Origin of the sequence: Desulfospira joergensenii DSM 10085 (genome assembly GCF_000420085.1) — a bacterium.
In the GTDB taxonomy this organism is placed as follows: domain Bacteria; phylum Desulfobacterota; class Desulfobacteria; order Desulfobacterales; family Desulfobacteraceae; genus Desulfospira; species Desulfospira joergensenii.
This window is the reverse complement of record NZ_ATUG01000004.1, coordinates 17,594-33,599: the sequence shown is the minus strand read 5'-3', so window position 1 is coordinate 33,599 and position 16,006 is coordinate 17,594. Positions and strand designations below refer to the sequence as shown.

Here is a 16,006-nt window from a genome sequence, read left to right as displayed (position 1 = left end):
CTTTTTTGATATATATCATTTTATATACCATAATATAATTTATTCCTTGGTATATATCAAGATGTTTATCAAATATTTTTCCAGGCATTCATGACCATTTTCACGTATTGTTCAATGCCTTATAAATAGTTTGTCGGCTCACACCAAAATGATCAGCAATTTGTTTGACCGGTATTCTGTCCTTTTTCATTTCTTTAACCTTGTCCTTTTGTCCATCATCAAGAGCAGGAGCACGCCCCAGGTGCTTACCATTTTTTTTGGCGGCGGCAATTCCTTCTTGTTGACGCTCTTTGATCAAAGACCGTTCAAATTCAGCAAAGGCACCCATGACTTGCAAAAGTAATTTGCTCATTGCATTGGCTTTGTTATCGAAAACAAGATTTTCTTTGTAAAATTTAACGGCCACGCCCTGGCCGGTTAGATCATCGACGATGGTTTGAAGGTCTTTAAGATTCCGAGCCAATCGATCCATCGAATGAACATGGAGGGTGTCACCTTCCCGAATATAATCTATACACTGTTCAAGCCCTGGCCGGTTGATCGCCTTTCCGGAGACTTGATCTTTAAAAATTTTATCCAGGGCTTGGCCGCTTAATTGCCGGTCGTCATTTTGCCCCACTGTGGACACTCTTATATATCCAATCTCAGCCATAAAAACCTTTCAATGCTATTAATGTTAAAAAAGGTCTTAGAATGGTATTGACAAAATGTCAATCTATTATAAATCAAAGCTTTTTAGACACTCTTTTTGGATTGTTGATAACTGTCTGAAAACGTATACCTTTATTGACACTGAAACGAATCTTTAAGATTTGGTGCATTTTTCGGCCGAAAAAAAGAGCAGGGAAACGGCAAGAGGCCTGATTTTTGGTTATGCTATTACCCGGAATGAAACAAACCTTGTTTGCAAATGCAACAGACTAGAGACATTTTGTTGCGAACAGCTTATATTCTTTTATTCAGACAGATTTTGCCGGGCCATGATGATATTTACCTTTACCGACCCGGTTTGTCTGTTGGTATTTATTTCCTTCGATATCCATGAAATTAATTTTGATTTCAGCTATAAATTGTGAGTTATGATTTTTATCAAACATCCACAGCATGAGTCCTCTATCTAACCGTTCTTCATGTTTTTTCCAGTGTTTATACTCAACATTGACCGTTTCACCTGAATGGATCAAATCAACAGGTTGAAACTCATAATATAAATCCCCGCATTCAGGATGGTAGAAATTTTCAATTGTAATGTTCATCGCCGATCCTTTCCCAATGTTCTTAAGATATACACCTGTTTCTTCATCAGCTATTGCAGTGAATTGACTTGCTGTGAATAATAACGATGGCATAACTGATAACTTACGCTGTTTAATAAGTTCGTCTGTTTGCTTTTTAGCAATGAAGGTATAAGCGAGAACCGATAGAAACGTAAGGAATAAAATTATTACAGTTAAAATATCTATAAACATAATGGTAATATCCCTTACAATTAGGATTAAAATTTTTGAAACAATAGAAAGAATAGTTTCCATGGCTGTTAGCTAAAACCAACGATTTTAAAGAGACTAAAGCTCCCCGCACTATATTAAAGTGTTTATTCTATTAACCTGAATTTGGTGGGTGCCTGTTAAGATCTATCAAAAGGTGGATAATAATGTATAAAATGTAATTTTAACGGTTAAATCAGCGGCACGGCTTTTTACGCCCGCTGTATTTTATTTGTTGGGGTTATCCAGTTTTGGATAGAACTAATGTTAAGCTGCACTATGATATTGTTTAGTATGGACGCAAAGAGTATTTTTTAAAAATGATCTTAGCGCTTCAGGTATCCTTGCTCTTGGGGCTACTAAGACATTAGCGTTAGCTTGGCTGACAGTAACGTGAATCTTAGGTGGTGCTTTGATTTCGGCCGAAAATTTACCAATACTTGTATGGATTGCTGCAGCAAATTCGACGAGAAACCACAGGAGGTATTTCCCTCTTGTCAGCATCAAAATGTTTCCCTGACCTCGTATTTCTTCTTCAGTTTGCGAGATGTCAATATTGTTATCTAACTTTATGTTACACTGTGAGTGAATGTAGTCCTGTATATTTTCTTTTTCTTTTGGGTGTTGATTTAATGTGATTTGTTCATCATTGAATGAAAAAATATGCTTCATAAATATGTCATTCAAACAAGGTTTTTCTCCAGACCTCTTCCAAACTAATATCCAAGCCATAACAGGAATAAGGTCTGTTACGAATATATTCAACTGTTCGTCAAACAAATCAAGTATGTGGTCTTTTTCTGTTTTTGGAACCACCGAAAGGTTAAATATTTCACACAGCAGCCTATCGCAAGTATTTCGGTTAACAACGTAATTTTCAATTGAATATCCTTCAGTTATAAAAATATTTGATTCTTTTGGGAGTTCCTCTCCCAAAATAGTCGAAAAGTCACGGTCGATAAAGAACACAACTTGATTCTTCGAGAAACGACTCCAGTCAAAAGTTGAATGAAGGTCTAAAACTTTGTCTTTGTTACCAGCATGCCACAATTCAATTTGCCAACCATCGGGAATAACTTGCTCAATGAAGCCATGGTAGAAGGACAAATCTTCTTTCCCCTCGACAATGCCATAAACTTTTTTTGATGTTTGATTAAACCGCCCAAGAAACTCATGATAAATACCTGAGATACTATCAAGTGCTTGGGAATGCACTTCTATCATACTCATGTTCAGAACCTCTCAAACGCAGAATTCGCCAAGGCCATGCGCATAAGACTTTAGCTCATTGTCATAAATAAATGGAGAATGGGTCACAGCCACAATACCTGAACAAAAACCACCATTTCTTATGTCTGTTAAAAATCTACGTTGCCAGGTAACAGATAAAGATAGCTCTGGCTCATCAATGAGGACGAAATATTTTGCCCCACCCGATAAGTAGAGATGACTAAACAAAGAGACAATTTGTTTTTCTCCGGATGATAACTGCTTAAGCTCAACGTCTCTTTGGTTCCCATCAGGACAATCAGCTTTAATGTTGAACGAGAATGACGAACTGTCATATATGAAAGTTTTGTCGACCATATATTCATTGCATACATCGCAAAACTTACTAATAGAATCTTCGTTTTTTTGAAGTTCTTCTTGAAATGCAAGAAGTTTAATAAAATAGTGGCAAATTACCTTTGCATGTTCGTCTAAATTTTCTCCATTTTTAACCTTTTGTATCGTCTGTGACAGATGCTGTTTGCTTGTTGTAGAAAGAATAGATGCATGAATTCTATTCAGAACGTTTTCAATAGTTTCATCTGAGGATTTTTGGATCTGATCTACGCTGACTTCAGCATATTTCTGATCAACCACATCCCCAAGATAGCCCAATGTTAAATTGTTGAGGTTTTCTCTCGCAAACTCCTTGAGTTGCTCAAGAGTGCTTCTGATGGCTCGAACAACGTCTTTCATGCCGAATTCAACTAACTCGACATATGTGTCATGCCTTTTCCTGGGTGCCATATATTTATGCCTGTGAAGCAATTCCTCATCATCAATCCCTTTAAAAATTAAATTTAATTCTTGTTCGATTCGACGGTAAGTTGGGAGATATAACAGTTGAGCATTCAGTGATTTGTTAACATTTTCAAGAACAGCTTTTAGCTTTTCTGCATGTTTACCTTGAGGACGGGTAAATAAATCTAGTTCTTGCATTATGAAATGAACAGGTATATCAAATCGGTCACACAGTAGTTCCAAATCAGGCAATAATATATTTCCTTCACTCTGTTCAAGCAGTTCCAAAAAACGTTGGCGTATATGAATAGGTACTCTTCTCAATACTTTTTTATCGAGACCTCTTATTTTTTGTTCTAAATACGAATAAGACAACACATGTCTTTCATTGTTAATAGTTATGGATAATTGCTCAAATTTAAACTTTGCAAGTGCTCCCCATTGGCCTGAAAGCAAATAATAAAGCAATCTTAATACCGTTGTTTTTCCAGTCCCATTTTCTCCAACGAGGATTAACGTACTATCTTTTAAATGCAGTTTAAAATCTTTATATCCATGTAATTTAGTTATTTCGAACAAGGTTATTCCGCTCATTATTGCCTCCCTAACCAATATGGAATTAAGCCGTACAGCAAATATATTCAAATTTGTTTTGACATGAATTGATCAAATTTATAGCCAAATTTATTCTTACCCCAACAATATATATAATGTGTGGTTCTGTATATCTGTTTATTATCCAATTTTTAGCTAGATAACTTGAAAATTTGAATGTTATCCAACCAATCCAGACAGGCTGATCAAAAAACGATAATCAAGTTTATTGGAGAGTAACCTGATTTTCGATCCCATTGCAAGCCAATCCTAAAAATCAGGTTTATATATTATTATCCTTATTAGCCTGGCCGGGATCTGGCCCGGGCCATCCTCACAATTTAGATTTAATTTCAGTCAGCTAATTTTGTTCCGGTTCATAGAACCGATACATGGAAACCCCACGAAATAAATTTTTTAAACCGGCCCAAAATCTTATTTTTCCAGCTATAAAACCATGAGATTCCCCGGTATATCGCCAATTCATAAACGACTCTATTCTGTCAACTTTTAAGACCGGGTTATCGCCAAAATAAACAGGTTTGTCCACCTGGGCAGCTACTTCTTGGCAAAACTCTTGCCAAAGTTCTATTATCTGGTCTTTCTGCCTAACCTGGACAACCTGGTGTATGGCATAATCATTGATTTCTTCGTATATTTCTTTAAAACCCGGACGGGGCCAATCATCACAAACAATGGCACTCAGCCAGTTTATTGATGAAAAAACACGTTTTCTATATTCTTGGTCGATAGGCATTTCACTTGAAAGCATCCAGATTAATTTTTGTGAAATAGTTCTTATTTTTAAAGTGTCTTTATCAAATCTATTATTCATATCAGATACAATTCCTTTAATTGTGTTTCAATCTGCGATACTCCCAGGGCGGAACCGGATCTGAATCGATCCATAATCCTATTTTCAGGCCCCGGGCTTTATTTTCAAGGTCTTTCCAGATCCGGCAAAAAGCTTTTTTGCAATATCGGATATAAACCCAAGCATAACCATTTTTTACAAGGGTTTGATTGATATTTAAACCCGTGGCCTGGACCTCAACAATCCCGACGGTCCGCCCATAGTGGTCAGTATTTATTGATTCAATTGATACCTTAACCCCAGGCTTGATAATTTTTTGAAGAAAAATCTTTGCGGCCATCCCCTGGGCCTGTGTTTTTTCCGGGGTGTCTATGCCGTATAGTCTTATCTTTACAATCTGGCCGTTTCTTAGCACCTTGATTGTATCTCCATCAGTAATATTATAAACGGCCCCGATCCACGAAAAACACTGAACAGGAAGAAAAAGAATAAAGAAAACGACCGTTAATTTTAATTTAACCATAATTACCTTATCGGCCCCCTTGTATTTTCATTTTGGCCCCGGTTGAGTTGTAAACGCTTAACCGCTGTTGGTGTTACCCTTTTTTGCAAAATAGCCTCTATCCCTTTATTGTCTTGAGAATAAGCCCGGATAAAAGCATTATTCCACTCTTCGCCCTGCAACTTGGTTATATCAAGGTTATACCCGGCTGTTTTGCATATTTTTTCAGCATAGGCCCGGAGAGTTCGCCCGTTCCCCTCAAGGAAAGGATGAACCACGTTAAGCTCCCCAACGATATGCGACAATTCTCCAACAAAGGCTTTATGGTTCAAATTTTTTAATTTGGACATATCAACGGCCTTTGTTAGTTTGTTTGCCTCCTGGTCAACAAACTCCGGACGGCAAAAAACGGTGGTTCCTTTTTCAATAGGAACATCCCTAAACTGTCCGGCCCATTCATAGACATCACTAAAAAGATGTTTATGAATCTTTTTCAGGTGTTCACTGGAAAAATCACCCTCTGGAATCGTTGTCATACGGGAACTTGCTGCCATCCTTTCAAACTGATCAAGCCGGGCCTGGTTGGTAAACCCCGGTTTGTTTTTAAGGATGTCCGTCCCGGGAATCAGGTGCGGGGTGGCCGTTTTTTTAAGACTCAATTTTCAAAACCCTTTTGATTTCTATTATCATTTGATCGTCGGTCAAACCCTTCCTAACCAAACCCTCCAAAAAAATCTTTTCTTTTTCAGTTAAAGGATTGCCCTCTATGGCATTAGAGGCAAAACCATTTCTCAAAGCCTTTAAACGATCCCCAACCACTTTAGGGTCCAGTAATGGGTTTTGTGTTTTTTTTGCGGCTGTATTCATTGGCTTTTCCTTTTTAAAGGCGGTTTAAAGTAAAGATACTGCTTTTCTTTGAATTTCCCGGATAAAGTCTTTCAGCCGAGAAAGCTCTTTTTCCATTTCGGAATATTCTTTTAAAATCTGGCTAACCGTTCCCGCTGCCGTGGCCTTTCCAAATTTATTTTGGTATTCGGCAATAATTTTCAAAGAATCCGCCTTTGTAATTTGAACCATTTTTCTCGGGGCCTGGTTAACTGACATTTGAATTTTCCTTAATTTTCATAATCAAATCCTTTTTAAAAGCCCCCCTGGTTCACCAGGGGGGCCGGTTACATTTATGCGGCGGCTCTAACGCCTTTTAATTCTGCCATTTTTTGGGTGAGTTCCCAAAGAACTTTATTTATTTTTTTATTCCGGTCAATGGATTTAACCGGACGGGTTTTTGCCCTGCGGCCCTTGGGGGATCTACCCCGGAGTCCACCCTTAATTGTGTTCTCCTGAATCGTGTTAAACGTGGTCCACAAGTCGGATTTATTCCTATCTTCCGTCCTGCGGGTATTCAAAAGCTGTGTTGAGCGAATTGGAGATTTTTCCGGCTCATCATAAATTAACTTATGTGCGGCCTGGGCAAAATAATCTTTTTCAATTTCTTCAAGCTGGATCGTTTGCCAATCATCAACAACCCCGGCCACCTTTTCAATATGTTTTCCAACCATGGCGGCAGACTCAATAAATTTTTCCGGTGTAAATCCTACGTGCCGGTGGGAATATTCGGCCATCCTATCGCCGATCACCAAGCCATTTGCACATGCAAATTTAAAAACCCCGCCGATAAGCTGGAAAGCGCATCCCCTATCATGGGAATTATAAAGAAGCATATCCATACGATGACCATTAACAAGCAGATCCGGACGGGTAAAACGGATCATGTGTTTTTGAAAACCCCTCCGATCCTCAAGCCTTACCCCGGCCTGGCCAGCTTGAACCGGAATCCAGTTTGAATCCCTGAGATAATTAATTGCCTGAATTGTAGGCACAAAGCTATATCTTTCAGATACGCCGTTAATTGCTGCGGTGGCTCCAATAGAGGGGGCCAGGCTGACAAGAGTCTCGTTTGATAATTCTTTGATTTCTTCCATTTTAAAAATCTCCCTTACTAAGATTAATTAATTTTAGTTTCTTCTACCCAAGAAACTAATATTAGTTTATAGTGTTTTTGTGGTTTTTGCAAGCTTTTTATTATATTTTACTATATTTTTTTATGATTATTAAAAATCTACCTGACAAGTGTTCTTAATCCAAGGTTTTTTATACGCTCTCTTTTTCCGGGGCCGTCCGGGTTTCCGGATCTCGATTTTAAATAACCCATCCCATTTATAATCAGGGGGGCTTATCATTCGATTATAAAGATCTTTAATTAAAGGCAGGATATACGCTTTATAGTCCTGGTATTTAATAGATGGATGGAATTTATAGCAATCAATTAAATGGCTGTTTAGAATATATGAAAGTTCACCTAAAACCTTTTTTATTTTTCTCCAATCATTTGAAGTTTCAAGAATCCTGATCGAGTATTTAAGCCATTTAAGACTATTCAATGTATATTCATTGTCGCCACAAGGACCGCAAAACCATAATTTTTCTGGTAAAATTCGCTCCATAATATCGCCCCCCCTGCCCTGCTCTTTAGTTAAATTAAATCCTTTATGGTTTCGATTTCCCCGGCTGGCCTGGGCTCAAAATTCGGGTTTACTTCGACTTCAAGATATTTCCGCAGCCGCAATCCCCGCAATTCGTTAAGCGAAAAAAAACCCCATTGAGCGTTTATAAAATCGTCATTAAAAACGGCGAACCCGTAAAATATGCGGGCTTTAGGGTCATATTCGGCAGCGTACCAATGGCAAGCCCCAAGACACATATGAAGATAAATAATTTTATCTTTGGCCTTGACTCCTTCGGCTTGGTAAAGTCCGGGAATCCCTTTTAAGTGTTCGTTGGTAATCATCATTTTAATATCCTTTCCCTTACTAAAGGTGGTTCGTTTATGCCCTCTACCCAGGGCGGTTAAAAATCTATTTATTCAGGTTTCTAAAACCTGAGAAAAAAGCCCTTTATCAGTTTAAATTTTAATTAACCCCTGAACCCGCCTATCTTTCAAAGCGACGGGAATGCCCGGCAACAGACAAAACCCTGATTTTATGAAGGGCGGGAAATATTTTTTGGAATCCGGCTTTGCAGGATCCCCAAAAATATTTTTTTGCTGTTGCAAGGGCGAATGACCAAAGCGTTAAATTGCGGGTTTTTCAGGGGTGATTTTAGTAGAAACCGGGGCAGTATTCCGGTTTCCTTCCTCGTCGCCGGGCCTTAGACCGGAATAAATACGGCGGGACGGCGTAAGGGTTAGCCGAAGGGAAGTCACTGGAGGGAAGTCCCAGGGCTTTGCCCTGGGACCGAATGAATATGAAGCCGGAAAGGGACCGGCAGCGGGCTCGCTGTAACCCCTTTTTTTTATAAATTGGTTTATATAAGTATATATATTTTTGATTTAAGAGTGTTGACAATAAAGGATCTTTAATGTATCGGTATAAAAACCGTTCAATTCAGAAGGAGTTAAAAAAGATGAGACGAGGTTTAATAGGGACCATATCCAATTACAAAGGTGGGACCGGAAAAACAATTACTGCTGTAAATTTATCCGCAGCCCTGGCAATTAAAAAGAAAAAAGTTTTACTAATCGATAACGATCCACAAAGCGATTCCACAAGATCATTAGTTAAAGGCCCGGCTATAATCAGGTCGTGCATGTATGATTTGCTTAATGTAGATGAGGAAGATAAAATCCCGGTAGAAGACTGTATTTATCCCACCATCCAAGACAATCTCGATATAATTCCAAATATTCCAGAAACTAGTGGCCATGAAATTCCATTAGCCCAAGACTTCCCCGGAAGTAACGCAACTTTAAAAAAAGCTGTCTACGAATATGCAGTAAGTAATTACGATTATATTTTTATAGATTGCCCCCCTACTCTTTCGGTTTTTGTTGCAAATGCTTTATTTTGTTCCGATGTTGTTATAATTCCCATGACCGCTGGATCAGGCAATAGTTTAGAAGGTATTAAAGGGGTTATGGATTTAATGCTTTCAATGAAAGAACAAAACAATAATCTCAAAGAATTTAAAATTCTAATTAATAAAATAGATAGAAGAAAATCCGCCCACAAAGCGAATATCAGCAACGCTCAAATGAGATTCGGCGAAGAAAATATTTTTAATTCTACAATTCCAACATCTTCCGATTTTGAAACCGTTGAAGCTATTAAACAAACAACCATTTTTAATTACGCAACCCGGTCAAAAGGAGCTAATGCCTTTAGAAATTTAGCGAAAGAATTTTTAAATCTATTTGAAAATAGAAATTAAAAACCCTTGGGGTAGCAAGGGAAAATTTTAGCAAGGGAAAATTTTAAAGATAGGGTTTATAAAAATGAGCGCTAAAAAGAGACTTAGTTTAGCTGATAGAATTGCCCAACAAAGCATTGATAACACGCCGCCAGAAAACTTCGAAGTCGAAAAAAAATCACTTCAAAAATTAGCTCAAGCCAAAGATGAGCATAACAACTTAGCAAGCAAGCAAGCTAACAAGTTGACAAGTAAGCAAACAACTAAACAGTTGCCTAAACAGTTGCCTAAACAAGTTGACAATACAGCAAGCAAGCAATTGCCTAAACAAATTGACAACTCAACAGGTAAACAAGTTGACAATACAGCAAGTGAGCAAATTAAAAACTCAGCAAGTGAGCAAACAAGTGGACAAGTTGATAGATTAACAAATGAGCAAGTTGACAACTCAGCAAGTGGGCAGGATACTATTTTATTTGATCTTTCAAAAAAACCTAAAGATTTAAATCCAAAACAATATAGAGTCCTTTACGAAATCTATTTTAATAGACCTTTTAAAGTTCATGGACCAGAAAGAATAGGCGGTTCTAAAAACTTTAAAATCCCATATGGAACGGTTCGATACTGTTTAGAAAGTCTCTACAAAAAAGGATATATTTCAAAACCATTCAGTATAAACAATGGTATCCAAAAAGGTACAAGCTGCCAAGTGAATGAAGGTAAATGTATTCAGTTTTTTGGGCCTACCTTAGTCATAAATAGTGAACAAGTTAACAAGTCAACAACTTGGCAAACAAGTGGACAAGTTGATAGATTAACAAATGAGCAGGTTGACAATTCAACAAGTGGGCAAGTAAGCAAAATAGCAAATGAACAAGCACAATCCTCTAATAAGAAAGAAAGAAGTTTATTAAATAATCTTTCTTTCTATTTAGAAAATTCAGCTTATTGGAAAGGGCAGGGACTAACGCTTAAAAAATGTGAGGGCTGGATTGAAAAATTAGATCATTGTGAACCTGATTTTTTATTGACTCAATTGCGGTTTGCTGAAAACTCAAAAAACGTTCGTAATTCCGATAAACCCTTAAATTATTTTTTTACTTGTTTGGCGGATGGTGGTTTGCCTAGGCCGCCTGATTTTTTGTTGCCACAAGAAAAAGCGACCAGAATCAAAAAAGCCGAAATAGAGGCCCAATTGAAAGCCGCCGAAGAAATGGAAGTTTTGAGGGAAAAAGAACGGGCAATAGCCGAAAAACTGGCTTTTTTGAAATTTTTAGAAAACTCGGAAATTGTAGCCGAGCTAATCAAAAAAATTGAATCAAGATATACAACAAACAAATTAAAAATTTCAATTCAGGTATTTAAAGATTCTGGAAACATAGATCCAAGACTTGAAAATGCCTTAAAATTAGAGTTCCAAAATTTAGAGGACGATTGAAATGCAAAGCTTTAGCGTTGTTTACAATTCAATTTTTAAATGGAAAGGTTTTGGTTCTTTTAAAGAACAAGAAAATTATGAAGAATGGGATAGTTTTTGCCATTTAATTATCGCAGAAGGAATAGAACGGGATCGACCTTGGATAATCGCAGTTGATCAAGGGCTGGATTCAGGAACATCAATCACAAATTGTGTGAGTTTTTTAGCCCCTCTGGTGTGTGAAAAACTAAAATTAGATCCCTTGGCAATTAAATGGATAGAAGTTTACAACCATGAAGAAAGAACTATTGACGAAGTGGTTATAAAAAATCTCAAATATGTCTATTACAATCAACCTAAGATTACTTTCAACTGGCAGCCTTGCAATCTTGAGGATCGAAATCAAGTAGAAAAAATAATTTTAACTGCCGGGCAAAAGGTAATAATTTAAAAAAAGTGGCATAGACATTGCTCCGTTGGCACAAATTTATCCCACAAGGCAAACTATATAGTCAAATATAGACAAATTAGGAAAAAAAATTCCCAATATTGGCTAATTTTCACATATTTTGTGAAAAAAAGTATTTAAAAAATGTGTTTTTGCGTTGACAGAAGTGTTTTTTATATGTAGTTTTTGGAAAAAGTCGGCTTGGAAAGGTTGACGTTAAAAGTAAGTTTTAAAGAAAAAAAATCGGCTTAAAGGGGGTTGGGTAGAACCCCCAATAAGCCTGAACCAAGAACGCTATAAAGCAAGGGATAGCGCATTGATCTATATCTATAATAGCAAGCAAAAACCCATCTTTCAATCCGCGATCCCTTTATTTCTTTTAATTTTTCTATATCTACAAAGGGATCATGTCAGAAAAAATAAAAATTCGGACCCGTATACCATCGTCACTTTGTAAGGATTCGCTGTTAAAAGCGGTTGGGTTAGGTTGTTATCTTATGATTGACGGCAGCCGCCCGAAAAATATTCCTGAATGTGAGAAGGTTAATAAGAGAATAGAACTCTCACCGAAAGGTGAGGAATATTTATCAGCCCTTTTGAGTTCTGGTGAATTCAAAAGCAAAGCTGAACTTATAACAACGGCCCTTGCTTACCTGGCGGAGCAACCCGCCTGGGTCTATCAATTAGGGGCAACCACCATTTAAAAAGGAGAATTTTAATGAATCAAATTAAAAACCGATTGATTCAGAATCTTGGAATTACGTTCTATCTGTTTGTTTTTAATGTTGCGAAAGCGATTGGTGCAGACGATCCTTTCGAATCGGCAACAAAAAAAGCCGACGAGCTGACAAAATATCTTTCCGGTGATTTTGCTATTGCCGTCTGTACGGTTATTATTGTTGTTGCGGCAATCGCTTTGATGTTTAATAAATTGCGTATGGAATGGGCTCTTAGGATCATAGGCGGTGCTATTATTATTGCCTCCGGGGCTGCAATCGCAGATTGGGCGTTTGACACTTAATGGATCATCGCAGGATCATATATCCGACTCCTTGGAAACCCACGCTAATAAAAAGCGTTCCAAGGGATTATGCCATTTTTAGCGTGGTGATAATCGCAATTATTACGGGTATAGCGGGGAATATTTTTGTAATGTTCCCCGCCGCCCTGATTGCCTGGATATATGGAGCTTTGAAAGCTAAAGAAGATCCGGAATTTTTCACTGTTTATGCTGTTCGATTCTTCAAGCTGAAAGCAACAAAAGGGAGCTACAAAGGTCGTGAATATACTCCGTAATTTATTTAGAGATAACAATTTGACAAAAGCGGATAATATCTGCCCGATCCTGGCAATCTGGCCCAACGAGCAAACAACCCTTACAAAAGGGGGAAAGTTTGCAAGGGTTGTTGAATTGACAGGCAAAGATTATTCCGGCCTGGCCCCCGAGGTAATAGAATCCCTTTACACTACCCGGAAACAATGGTTTGAAGGATTAGACAGCGAGATAACAGTCTTGCAACCTAGCCACCGAATGATAATCTCAAGACAAATCAAAGATGACCTGACGGAATTAGATATTGCCGGGAGTATCACCCGGATCTGGAATAAGCAGTTTTCCAGAACATACCGAACCCGGCATTTTCTAATTTTTGTAACCGATCCGGATCTAAAAGATAATTTACAACTTTTGGTAAAACAACGGGATTCAGGAGAGTCCCGGCAGGACGAGCTTTTAAGAAAACTTGACGATTGTATAAGAGATATCTCTGTCCGGCTCCAGGAATACGGACCAAGGGAGCTTAAAGGCGATGAATTGGCAAGTTATTGGGGTTGGATGATAAACGGGGAACCTGTTTCCCAAAAACTCCCGGAATCCGGAATTCTGGAGGGGCTATTGTCCGGAACTTCTCTTAAGTGGCCTAGCCGGAAAAGATATCAAGTTTACGAACACGCCAGCCGGAAAAAATATTCTGCCTGGGTTTATATAAAAAGTCCGGCAAACGCATCCGACCAAGGGCTTTTGGATGCAATTTTTAAAGTCCGGCATGAGTTATCTATTTATCAAACTCTTGCAAATATGAATAAAAATGAAGCGATTTCAATGTTTCAAGATAAATTAAAAAATGCCTCCGTTTTTTCAAAGGGATCTGAAATTATCCAAACAGAATTATTAGAGCTTCAACAAAGAGTCCAGGCGGATCACATTTCAATGATCTCTCACCGGTGGGCGATTGAAATATTTGGCAATACACAAGAAGAACTAGAACATGCTGTAACGGTTGTTAAAAACACGATCGAGTCTTTTGGATACCGGACTGTGAGGGAAGGAGTTAATCAAGAGGCTCTTTTCTGGTCCCGGTTTCCGGAATATCAAACATTCAATTGCCGTCAACGGTTTTTAACCAGTGAAAACGCCGCCCATTTTTGTACGTTTGCGACTGTCGGGGAGGGGTATGATTCATGCTCCTGGGGCAAGGAACCCGTGGCCGTATTTAAAACTTTGGCCGAATCTGAACACTCTTTTATTTTTCATATTTCCCCGGAAAAAACAGTCCTGGGTAATACACTGGTAATCGGCGGCACCGGCAGCGGAAAAACGACATTCACAAGCTTTTTACTGTCCCAATGCTTTAAATTCCCAAATTTTCGGGTTTTGGCTTTTGACCGGCTCCGGGGAATGGAGATTTTTACTCGGATGCTGGACGGTGAACATATAGACATGACCAAGGGGTTGTCGATCAATCCTTTACAGCTTGACAATACCCCGGAAAACCGAACCTTTCTATCCCAATGGTTTCAGGTTTTGACAGGGAAAATGGATGAAAAATCCATTGACTTGATTGGTCAAGCCGTGGTCCAGGCGTTTTCCTTAGAGAAAAACAGCCGAACCCTTGCTAACCTGGCCGATGCTTTTTCTTTAAAAGAGGAAGGTTCTGTAAGGAAGGCCCTGGACCGCTGGCTCCCTGGCGGATCGGAAGAAGCATACTTTAATGGTAAAAGGGATGCTCTGGATTTTTCCAATCCGTTGGTAACAATTGAAATGACCGCTTTACTCAATGCTCCGGATATCCTGGGGCCGATGGCATATTATATTTTTCATAAGCTTTTTATTAAAGCCAGGGAAGATGGTGGCTACGCTGTTTTTGTTGATGAGTTGGGCAAATATCTTGTTTCTGAAACCTTTTCCCCGAAAATTGAAATGATGCTGGAGGAAATCAGGAAAACCGATGGGGTTTTTATTGGGGCAATTCAAGAGGCCGGTTCGGTCCTGGATCATAAGATTGCATCTAAAATAAAAAATAACATCGGAACTTATATCCTGTTTCCGGAGCCCCGGGCTGAAAGAAAACATTATGTTGACGAATTGCGGTTGAATGAAACGGAATTTGCATGGATAAAAAGACCGCATCCCCGGCAAGTCATGATTAAAAGAAAAGACGGGGAAAGTGTTATTTTAAACATCGATCTTTCCCCCCTGGAAAGATATTTACAAGTTTTTGATTCCTCCGCCTCGTCAATTCAGAGGTTGGCAAAACTAAAAAATAAAACTACTGAGTGGAAAAGTTTATTTATCAACGGTGAACGCCGTACTAACCGCCTGGCTGTTTAAAAAGGAGTAATGATGAAAAAAACAATCGCTTTATGCTGCATGTTCTTGGTTTTTCCTTTAAATGCTTTTGCTCTTTTTGGGGCGGGAGATATCGTTTCGGATGTAAAGGGTTACACTTATTACGTGGAAATGCTTAAACTTTCCACGAAAGAGCTTGATAAGCTCAAAAAACAATTAGAAACGGCTGAGTCAGCACTAGAAGAAACTAAAGAAATGCGGAATTTAATGGAAGGAACGTATAATCACGCCATTGGTACAATTTCAGATCTTCAATCTTTCGTACAAGACTTGAAAAACAGCCCCACGGAATTACAAAAATATGCTGAAAGCTATTTAGATTCAATTTTGGAAGGGGAAGGGGGAGGGGGGGATTGGATCAGTGCAGAGGATATACTGAAAGAGATATTCGATGATCCCCGCCTGACCAAAGACCAGATAGAACAGCTAGAGGATTTAAATGACAAGTTCCATATGAGACAAAAGAGCCTAGATCAAGCCATTAATCAGGCGGAAAGTGTCCATGCTTCTATGCCGGAGAGGATAGCGAAAATAAAGGAACTTGCTGAAAAAATAGATGTAGAAGAGAAAGGAACTAAATACGCTCTGGATTTGAATAATCTAGTCCTGGTGGAGATCCTTAAAGCCATAAACGACCTTATTTCTCTGACCGCCTATATTGGGGAGGCCCAAAGCATGGTGAATTTTGAGGGCGTTTCAGACGAGGCAATGAAGCAGTTTCAGAAGGATATGGAAACAAACAAAAAAACTATATCCGACTATCAACCAATGAAAGCTTATTTAGATGAGAAAGGTATTAATACCAACGATTCAGCCCGTAAAGCGATGAAGGATATTAGAAATAAATATAGGAAATAAGGG

Annotated in this window: 20 protein-coding genes; 8 read left to right on the top strand and 12 right to left on the bottom strand. The window is 38.4% G+C overall.

Translation table 11 applies throughout. The annotated features are described in order from the left end of the window. Nucleotides 1-100: 100 nt before the first annotated feature. From F608_RS0130030 to F608_RS34030, 12 genes are all read right to left on the bottom strand, one after another. A complete protein-coding gene (locus F608_RS0130030) occupies nucleotides 101-652 on the bottom strand; it encodes a recombinase family protein (RefSeq protein WP_022669468.1) in 552 nt (183 codons plus the stop codon). 307 nt (nucleotides 653-959) lie between these two features. Further along, nucleotides 960-1,469 carry a hypothetical protein gene (locus F608_RS0130025; RefSeq protein ID WP_022669467.1) on the bottom strand — a complete coding sequence of 170 codons (510 nt, stop codon included), beginning with the start codon at nucleotides 1,467-1,469 and terminating at the stop codon, nucleotides 960-962. 285 nt (nucleotides 1,470-1,754) lie between these two features. Then, on the bottom strand, nucleotides 1,755-2,717 hold the full coding sequence (locus tag F608_RS0130020; RefSeq protein WP_022669466.1) for a DUF4435 domain-containing protein: 963 nt from the start codon (nucleotides 2,715-2,717) through the stop codon (nucleotides 1,755-1,757). 12 nt (nucleotides 2,718-2,729) lie between these two features. After that, entirely contained in the window at nucleotides 2,730-4,091 is a 1,362-nt protein-coding gene (locus F608_RS0130015; RefSeq protein WP_022669465.1) for an AAA family ATPase, read from the bottom strand. A 361-nt stretch (nucleotides 4,092-4,452) separates the two neighbouring features. Next, nucleotides 4,453-4,926 (bottom strand): hypothetical protein, encoded by a 474-nt coding sequence (locus tag F608_RS0130010; protein WP_022669464.1) that lies wholly within the window; start codon nucleotides 4,924-4,926, stop codon nucleotides 4,453-4,455. A gap of 16 nt (nucleotides 4,927-4,942) precedes the next feature. Continuing rightward, on the bottom strand, nucleotides 4,943-5,428 hold the full coding sequence (locus tag F608_RS0130005) for a thermonuclease family protein (RefSeq protein WP_022669463.1): 486 nt from the start codon (nucleotides 5,426-5,428) through the stop codon (nucleotides 4,943-4,945). A 2-nt stretch (nucleotides 5,429-5,430) separates the two neighbouring features. Continuing rightward, nucleotides 5,431-6,066, bottom strand: a complete 636-nt coding sequence (locus F608_RS34035) for a Fic/DOC family protein (protein ID WP_022669462.1) — start codon at nucleotides 6,064-6,066, stop codon at nucleotides 5,431-5,433. Then, nucleotides 6,056-6,274: a hypothetical protein gene (locus F608_RS0129995; RefSeq protein WP_022669461.1), complete on the bottom strand. Its 219-nt coding sequence runs from the start codon at nucleotides 6,272-6,274 to the stop codon at nucleotides 6,056-6,058. Before F608_RS0129995 ends, F608_RS34035 begins: the two co-directional genes overlap by 11 nt. A gap of 24 nt (nucleotides 6,275-6,298) precedes the next feature. After that, on the bottom strand, nucleotides 6,299-6,511 hold the full coding sequence (locus F608_RS0129990; protein ID WP_022669460.1) for a hypothetical protein: 213 nt from the start codon (nucleotides 6,509-6,511) through the stop codon (nucleotides 6,299-6,301). A gap of 74 nt (nucleotides 6,512-6,585) precedes the next feature. Beyond that, on the bottom strand, nucleotides 6,586-7,389 hold the full coding sequence (locus F608_RS0129985) for a DUF932 domain-containing protein (protein WP_022669459.1): 804 nt from the start codon (nucleotides 7,387-7,389) through the stop codon (nucleotides 6,586-6,588). Between the two features lie 129 nt (nucleotides 7,390-7,518). Then, nucleotides 7,519-7,911 (bottom strand): hypothetical protein, encoded by a 393-nt coding sequence (locus F608_RS0129980; RefSeq protein ID WP_022669458.1) that lies wholly within the window; start codon nucleotides 7,909-7,911, stop codon nucleotides 7,519-7,521. A gap of 29 nt (nucleotides 7,912-7,940) precedes the next feature. Next, nucleotides 7,941-8,258 carry a DUF2958 domain-containing protein gene (locus F608_RS34030; protein ID WP_022669457.1) on the bottom strand — a complete coding sequence of 106 codons (318 nt, stop codon included), beginning with the start codon at nucleotides 8,256-8,258 and terminating at the stop codon, nucleotides 7,941-7,943. A gap of 566 nt (nucleotides 8,259-8,824) precedes the next feature. On the opposite strand from F608_RS34030, the gene F608_RS34025 reads away from it, so the two are divergent. The 8 genes from F608_RS34025 to F608_RS0129930 all read left to right on the top strand — a co-directional run bounded on the left by F608_RS34025 (nucleotide 8,825) and on the right by F608_RS0129930 (nucleotide 16,003). Then, nucleotides 8,825-9,673 carry a ParA family protein gene (locus F608_RS34025; protein WP_022669456.1) on the top strand — a complete coding sequence of 283 codons (849 nt, stop codon included), beginning with the start codon at nucleotides 8,825-8,827 and terminating at the stop codon, nucleotides 9,671-9,673. 64 nt (nucleotides 9,674-9,737) lie between these two features. Further along, nucleotides 9,738-11,090, top strand: coding sequence for a hypothetical protein (locus tag F608_RS0129960; protein ID WP_022669455.1), 1,353 nt, complete (start codon nucleotides 9,738-9,740; stop codon nucleotides 11,088-11,090). A 1-nt stretch (nucleotide 11,091) separates the two neighbouring features. Further along, nucleotides 11,092-11,520, top strand: coding sequence for a hypothetical protein (locus tag F608_RS0129955; protein WP_022669454.1), 429 nt, complete (start codon nucleotides 11,092-11,094; stop codon nucleotides 11,518-11,520). A gap of 494 nt (nucleotides 11,521-12,014) precedes the next feature. Next, on the top strand, nucleotides 12,015-12,221 hold the full coding sequence (locus tag F608_RS0129950; protein WP_027363249.1) for a hypothetical protein: 207 nt from the start codon (nucleotides 12,015-12,017) through the stop codon (nucleotides 12,219-12,221). A 14-nt stretch (nucleotides 12,222-12,235) separates the two neighbouring features. Continuing rightward, nucleotides 12,236-12,538, top strand: coding sequence for a TrbC/VirB2 family protein (locus F608_RS0129945; protein ID WP_022669452.1), 303 nt, complete (start codon nucleotides 12,236-12,238; stop codon nucleotides 12,536-12,538). Further along, nucleotides 12,538-12,813, top strand: a complete 276-nt coding sequence (locus F608_RS0129940) for a VirB3 family type IV secretion system protein (protein ID WP_022669451.1) — start codon at nucleotides 12,538-12,540, stop codon at nucleotides 12,811-12,813. Before F608_RS0129945 ends, F608_RS0129940 begins: the two co-directional genes overlap by 1 nt. Before the next feature lie 19 nt (nucleotides 12,814-12,832). After that, nucleotides 12,833-15,127 carry a VirB4 family type IV secretion/conjugal transfer ATPase gene (locus F608_RS0129935; RefSeq protein WP_022669450.1) on the top strand — a complete coding sequence of 765 codons (2,295 nt, stop codon included), beginning with the start codon at nucleotides 12,833-12,835 and terminating at the stop codon, nucleotides 15,125-15,127. Between the two features lie 12 nt (nucleotides 15,128-15,139). Further along, nucleotides 15,140-16,003, top strand: a complete 864-nt coding sequence (locus F608_RS0129930) for a hypothetical protein (protein WP_022669449.1) — start codon at nucleotides 15,140-15,142, stop codon at nucleotides 16,001-16,003. The last annotated feature ends 3 nt before the right edge of the window (nucleotides 16,004-16,006 follow it).

Bases quoted from the DNA above. Each gene is read 5' to 3' on its own strand.
- F608_RS0130020 (WP_022669466.1), bottom strand. From the start codon at position 2,717: ATGAGTATGATAGAAGTGCATTCCCAAGCACTTGATAGTATCTCAGGT.
- F608_RS0129940 (WP_022669451.1), top strand. From the start codon at position 12,538: ATGGATCATCGCAGGATCATATATCCGACTCCTTGGAAACCCACGCTA.
- F608_RS0129955 (WP_022669454.1), top strand. From the start codon at position 11,092: ATGCAAAGCTTTAGCGTTGTTTACAATTCAATTTTTAAATGGAAAGGT.
- F608_RS34025 (WP_022669456.1), top strand. From the start codon at position 8,825: ATGTATCGGTATAAAAACCGTTCAATTCAGAAGGAGTTAAAAAAGATG.
- F608_RS0130015 (WP_022669465.1), bottom strand. From the start codon at position 4,091: ATGAGCGGAATAACCTTGTTCGAAATAACTAAATTACATGGATATAAA.
- F608_RS0129960 (WP_022669455.1), top strand. From the start codon at position 9,738: ATGAGCGCTAAAAAGAGACTTAGTTTAGCTGATAGAATTGCCCAACAA.
- F608_RS0130025 (WP_022669467.1), bottom strand. From the start codon at position 1,469: ATGTTTATAGATATTTTAACTGTAATAATTTTATTCCTTACGTTTCTA.
- F608_RS0129980 (WP_022669458.1), bottom strand. From the start codon at position 7,911: ATGGAGCGAATTTTACCAGAAAAATTATGGTTTTGCGGTCCTTGTGGC.
- F608_RS34030 (WP_022669457.1), bottom strand. From the start codon at position 8,258: ATGATGATTACCAACGAACACTTAAAAGGGATTCCCGGACTTTACCAA.
- F608_RS0129985 (WP_022669459.1), bottom strand. From the start codon at position 7,389: ATGGAAGAAATCAAAGAATTATCAAACGAGACTCTTGTCAGCCTGGCC.
- F608_RS0129930 (WP_022669449.1), top strand. From the start codon at position 15,140: ATGAAAAAAACAATCGCTTTATGCTGCATGTTCTTGGTTTTTCCTTTA.
- F608_RS0130010 (WP_022669464.1), bottom strand. From the start codon at position 4,926: ATGAATAATAGATTTGATAAAGACACTTTAAAAATAAGAACTATTTCA.
- F608_RS0130030 (WP_022669468.1), bottom strand. From the start codon at position 652: ATGGCTGAGATTGGATATATAAGAGTGTCCACAGTGGGGCAAAATGAC.
- F608_RS0129995 (WP_022669461.1), bottom strand. From the start codon at position 6,274: ATGAATACAGCCGCAAAAAAAACACAAAACCCATTACTGGACCCTAAA.
- F608_RS0129945 (WP_022669452.1), top strand. From the start codon at position 12,236: ATGAATCAAATTAAAAACCGATTGATTCAGAATCTTGGAATTACGTTC.
- F608_RS0129950 (WP_027363249.1), top strand. From the start codon at position 12,015: ATGATTGACGGCAGCCGCCCGAAAAATATTCCTGAATGTGAGAAGGTT.
- F608_RS0130005 (WP_022669463.1), bottom strand. From the start codon at position 5,428: ATGGTTAAATTAAAATTAACGGTCGTTTTCTTTATTCTTTTTCTTCCT.
- F608_RS0129990 (WP_022669460.1), bottom strand. From the start codon at position 6,511: ATGTCAGTTAACCAGGCCCCGAGAAAAATGGTTCAAATTACAAAGGCG.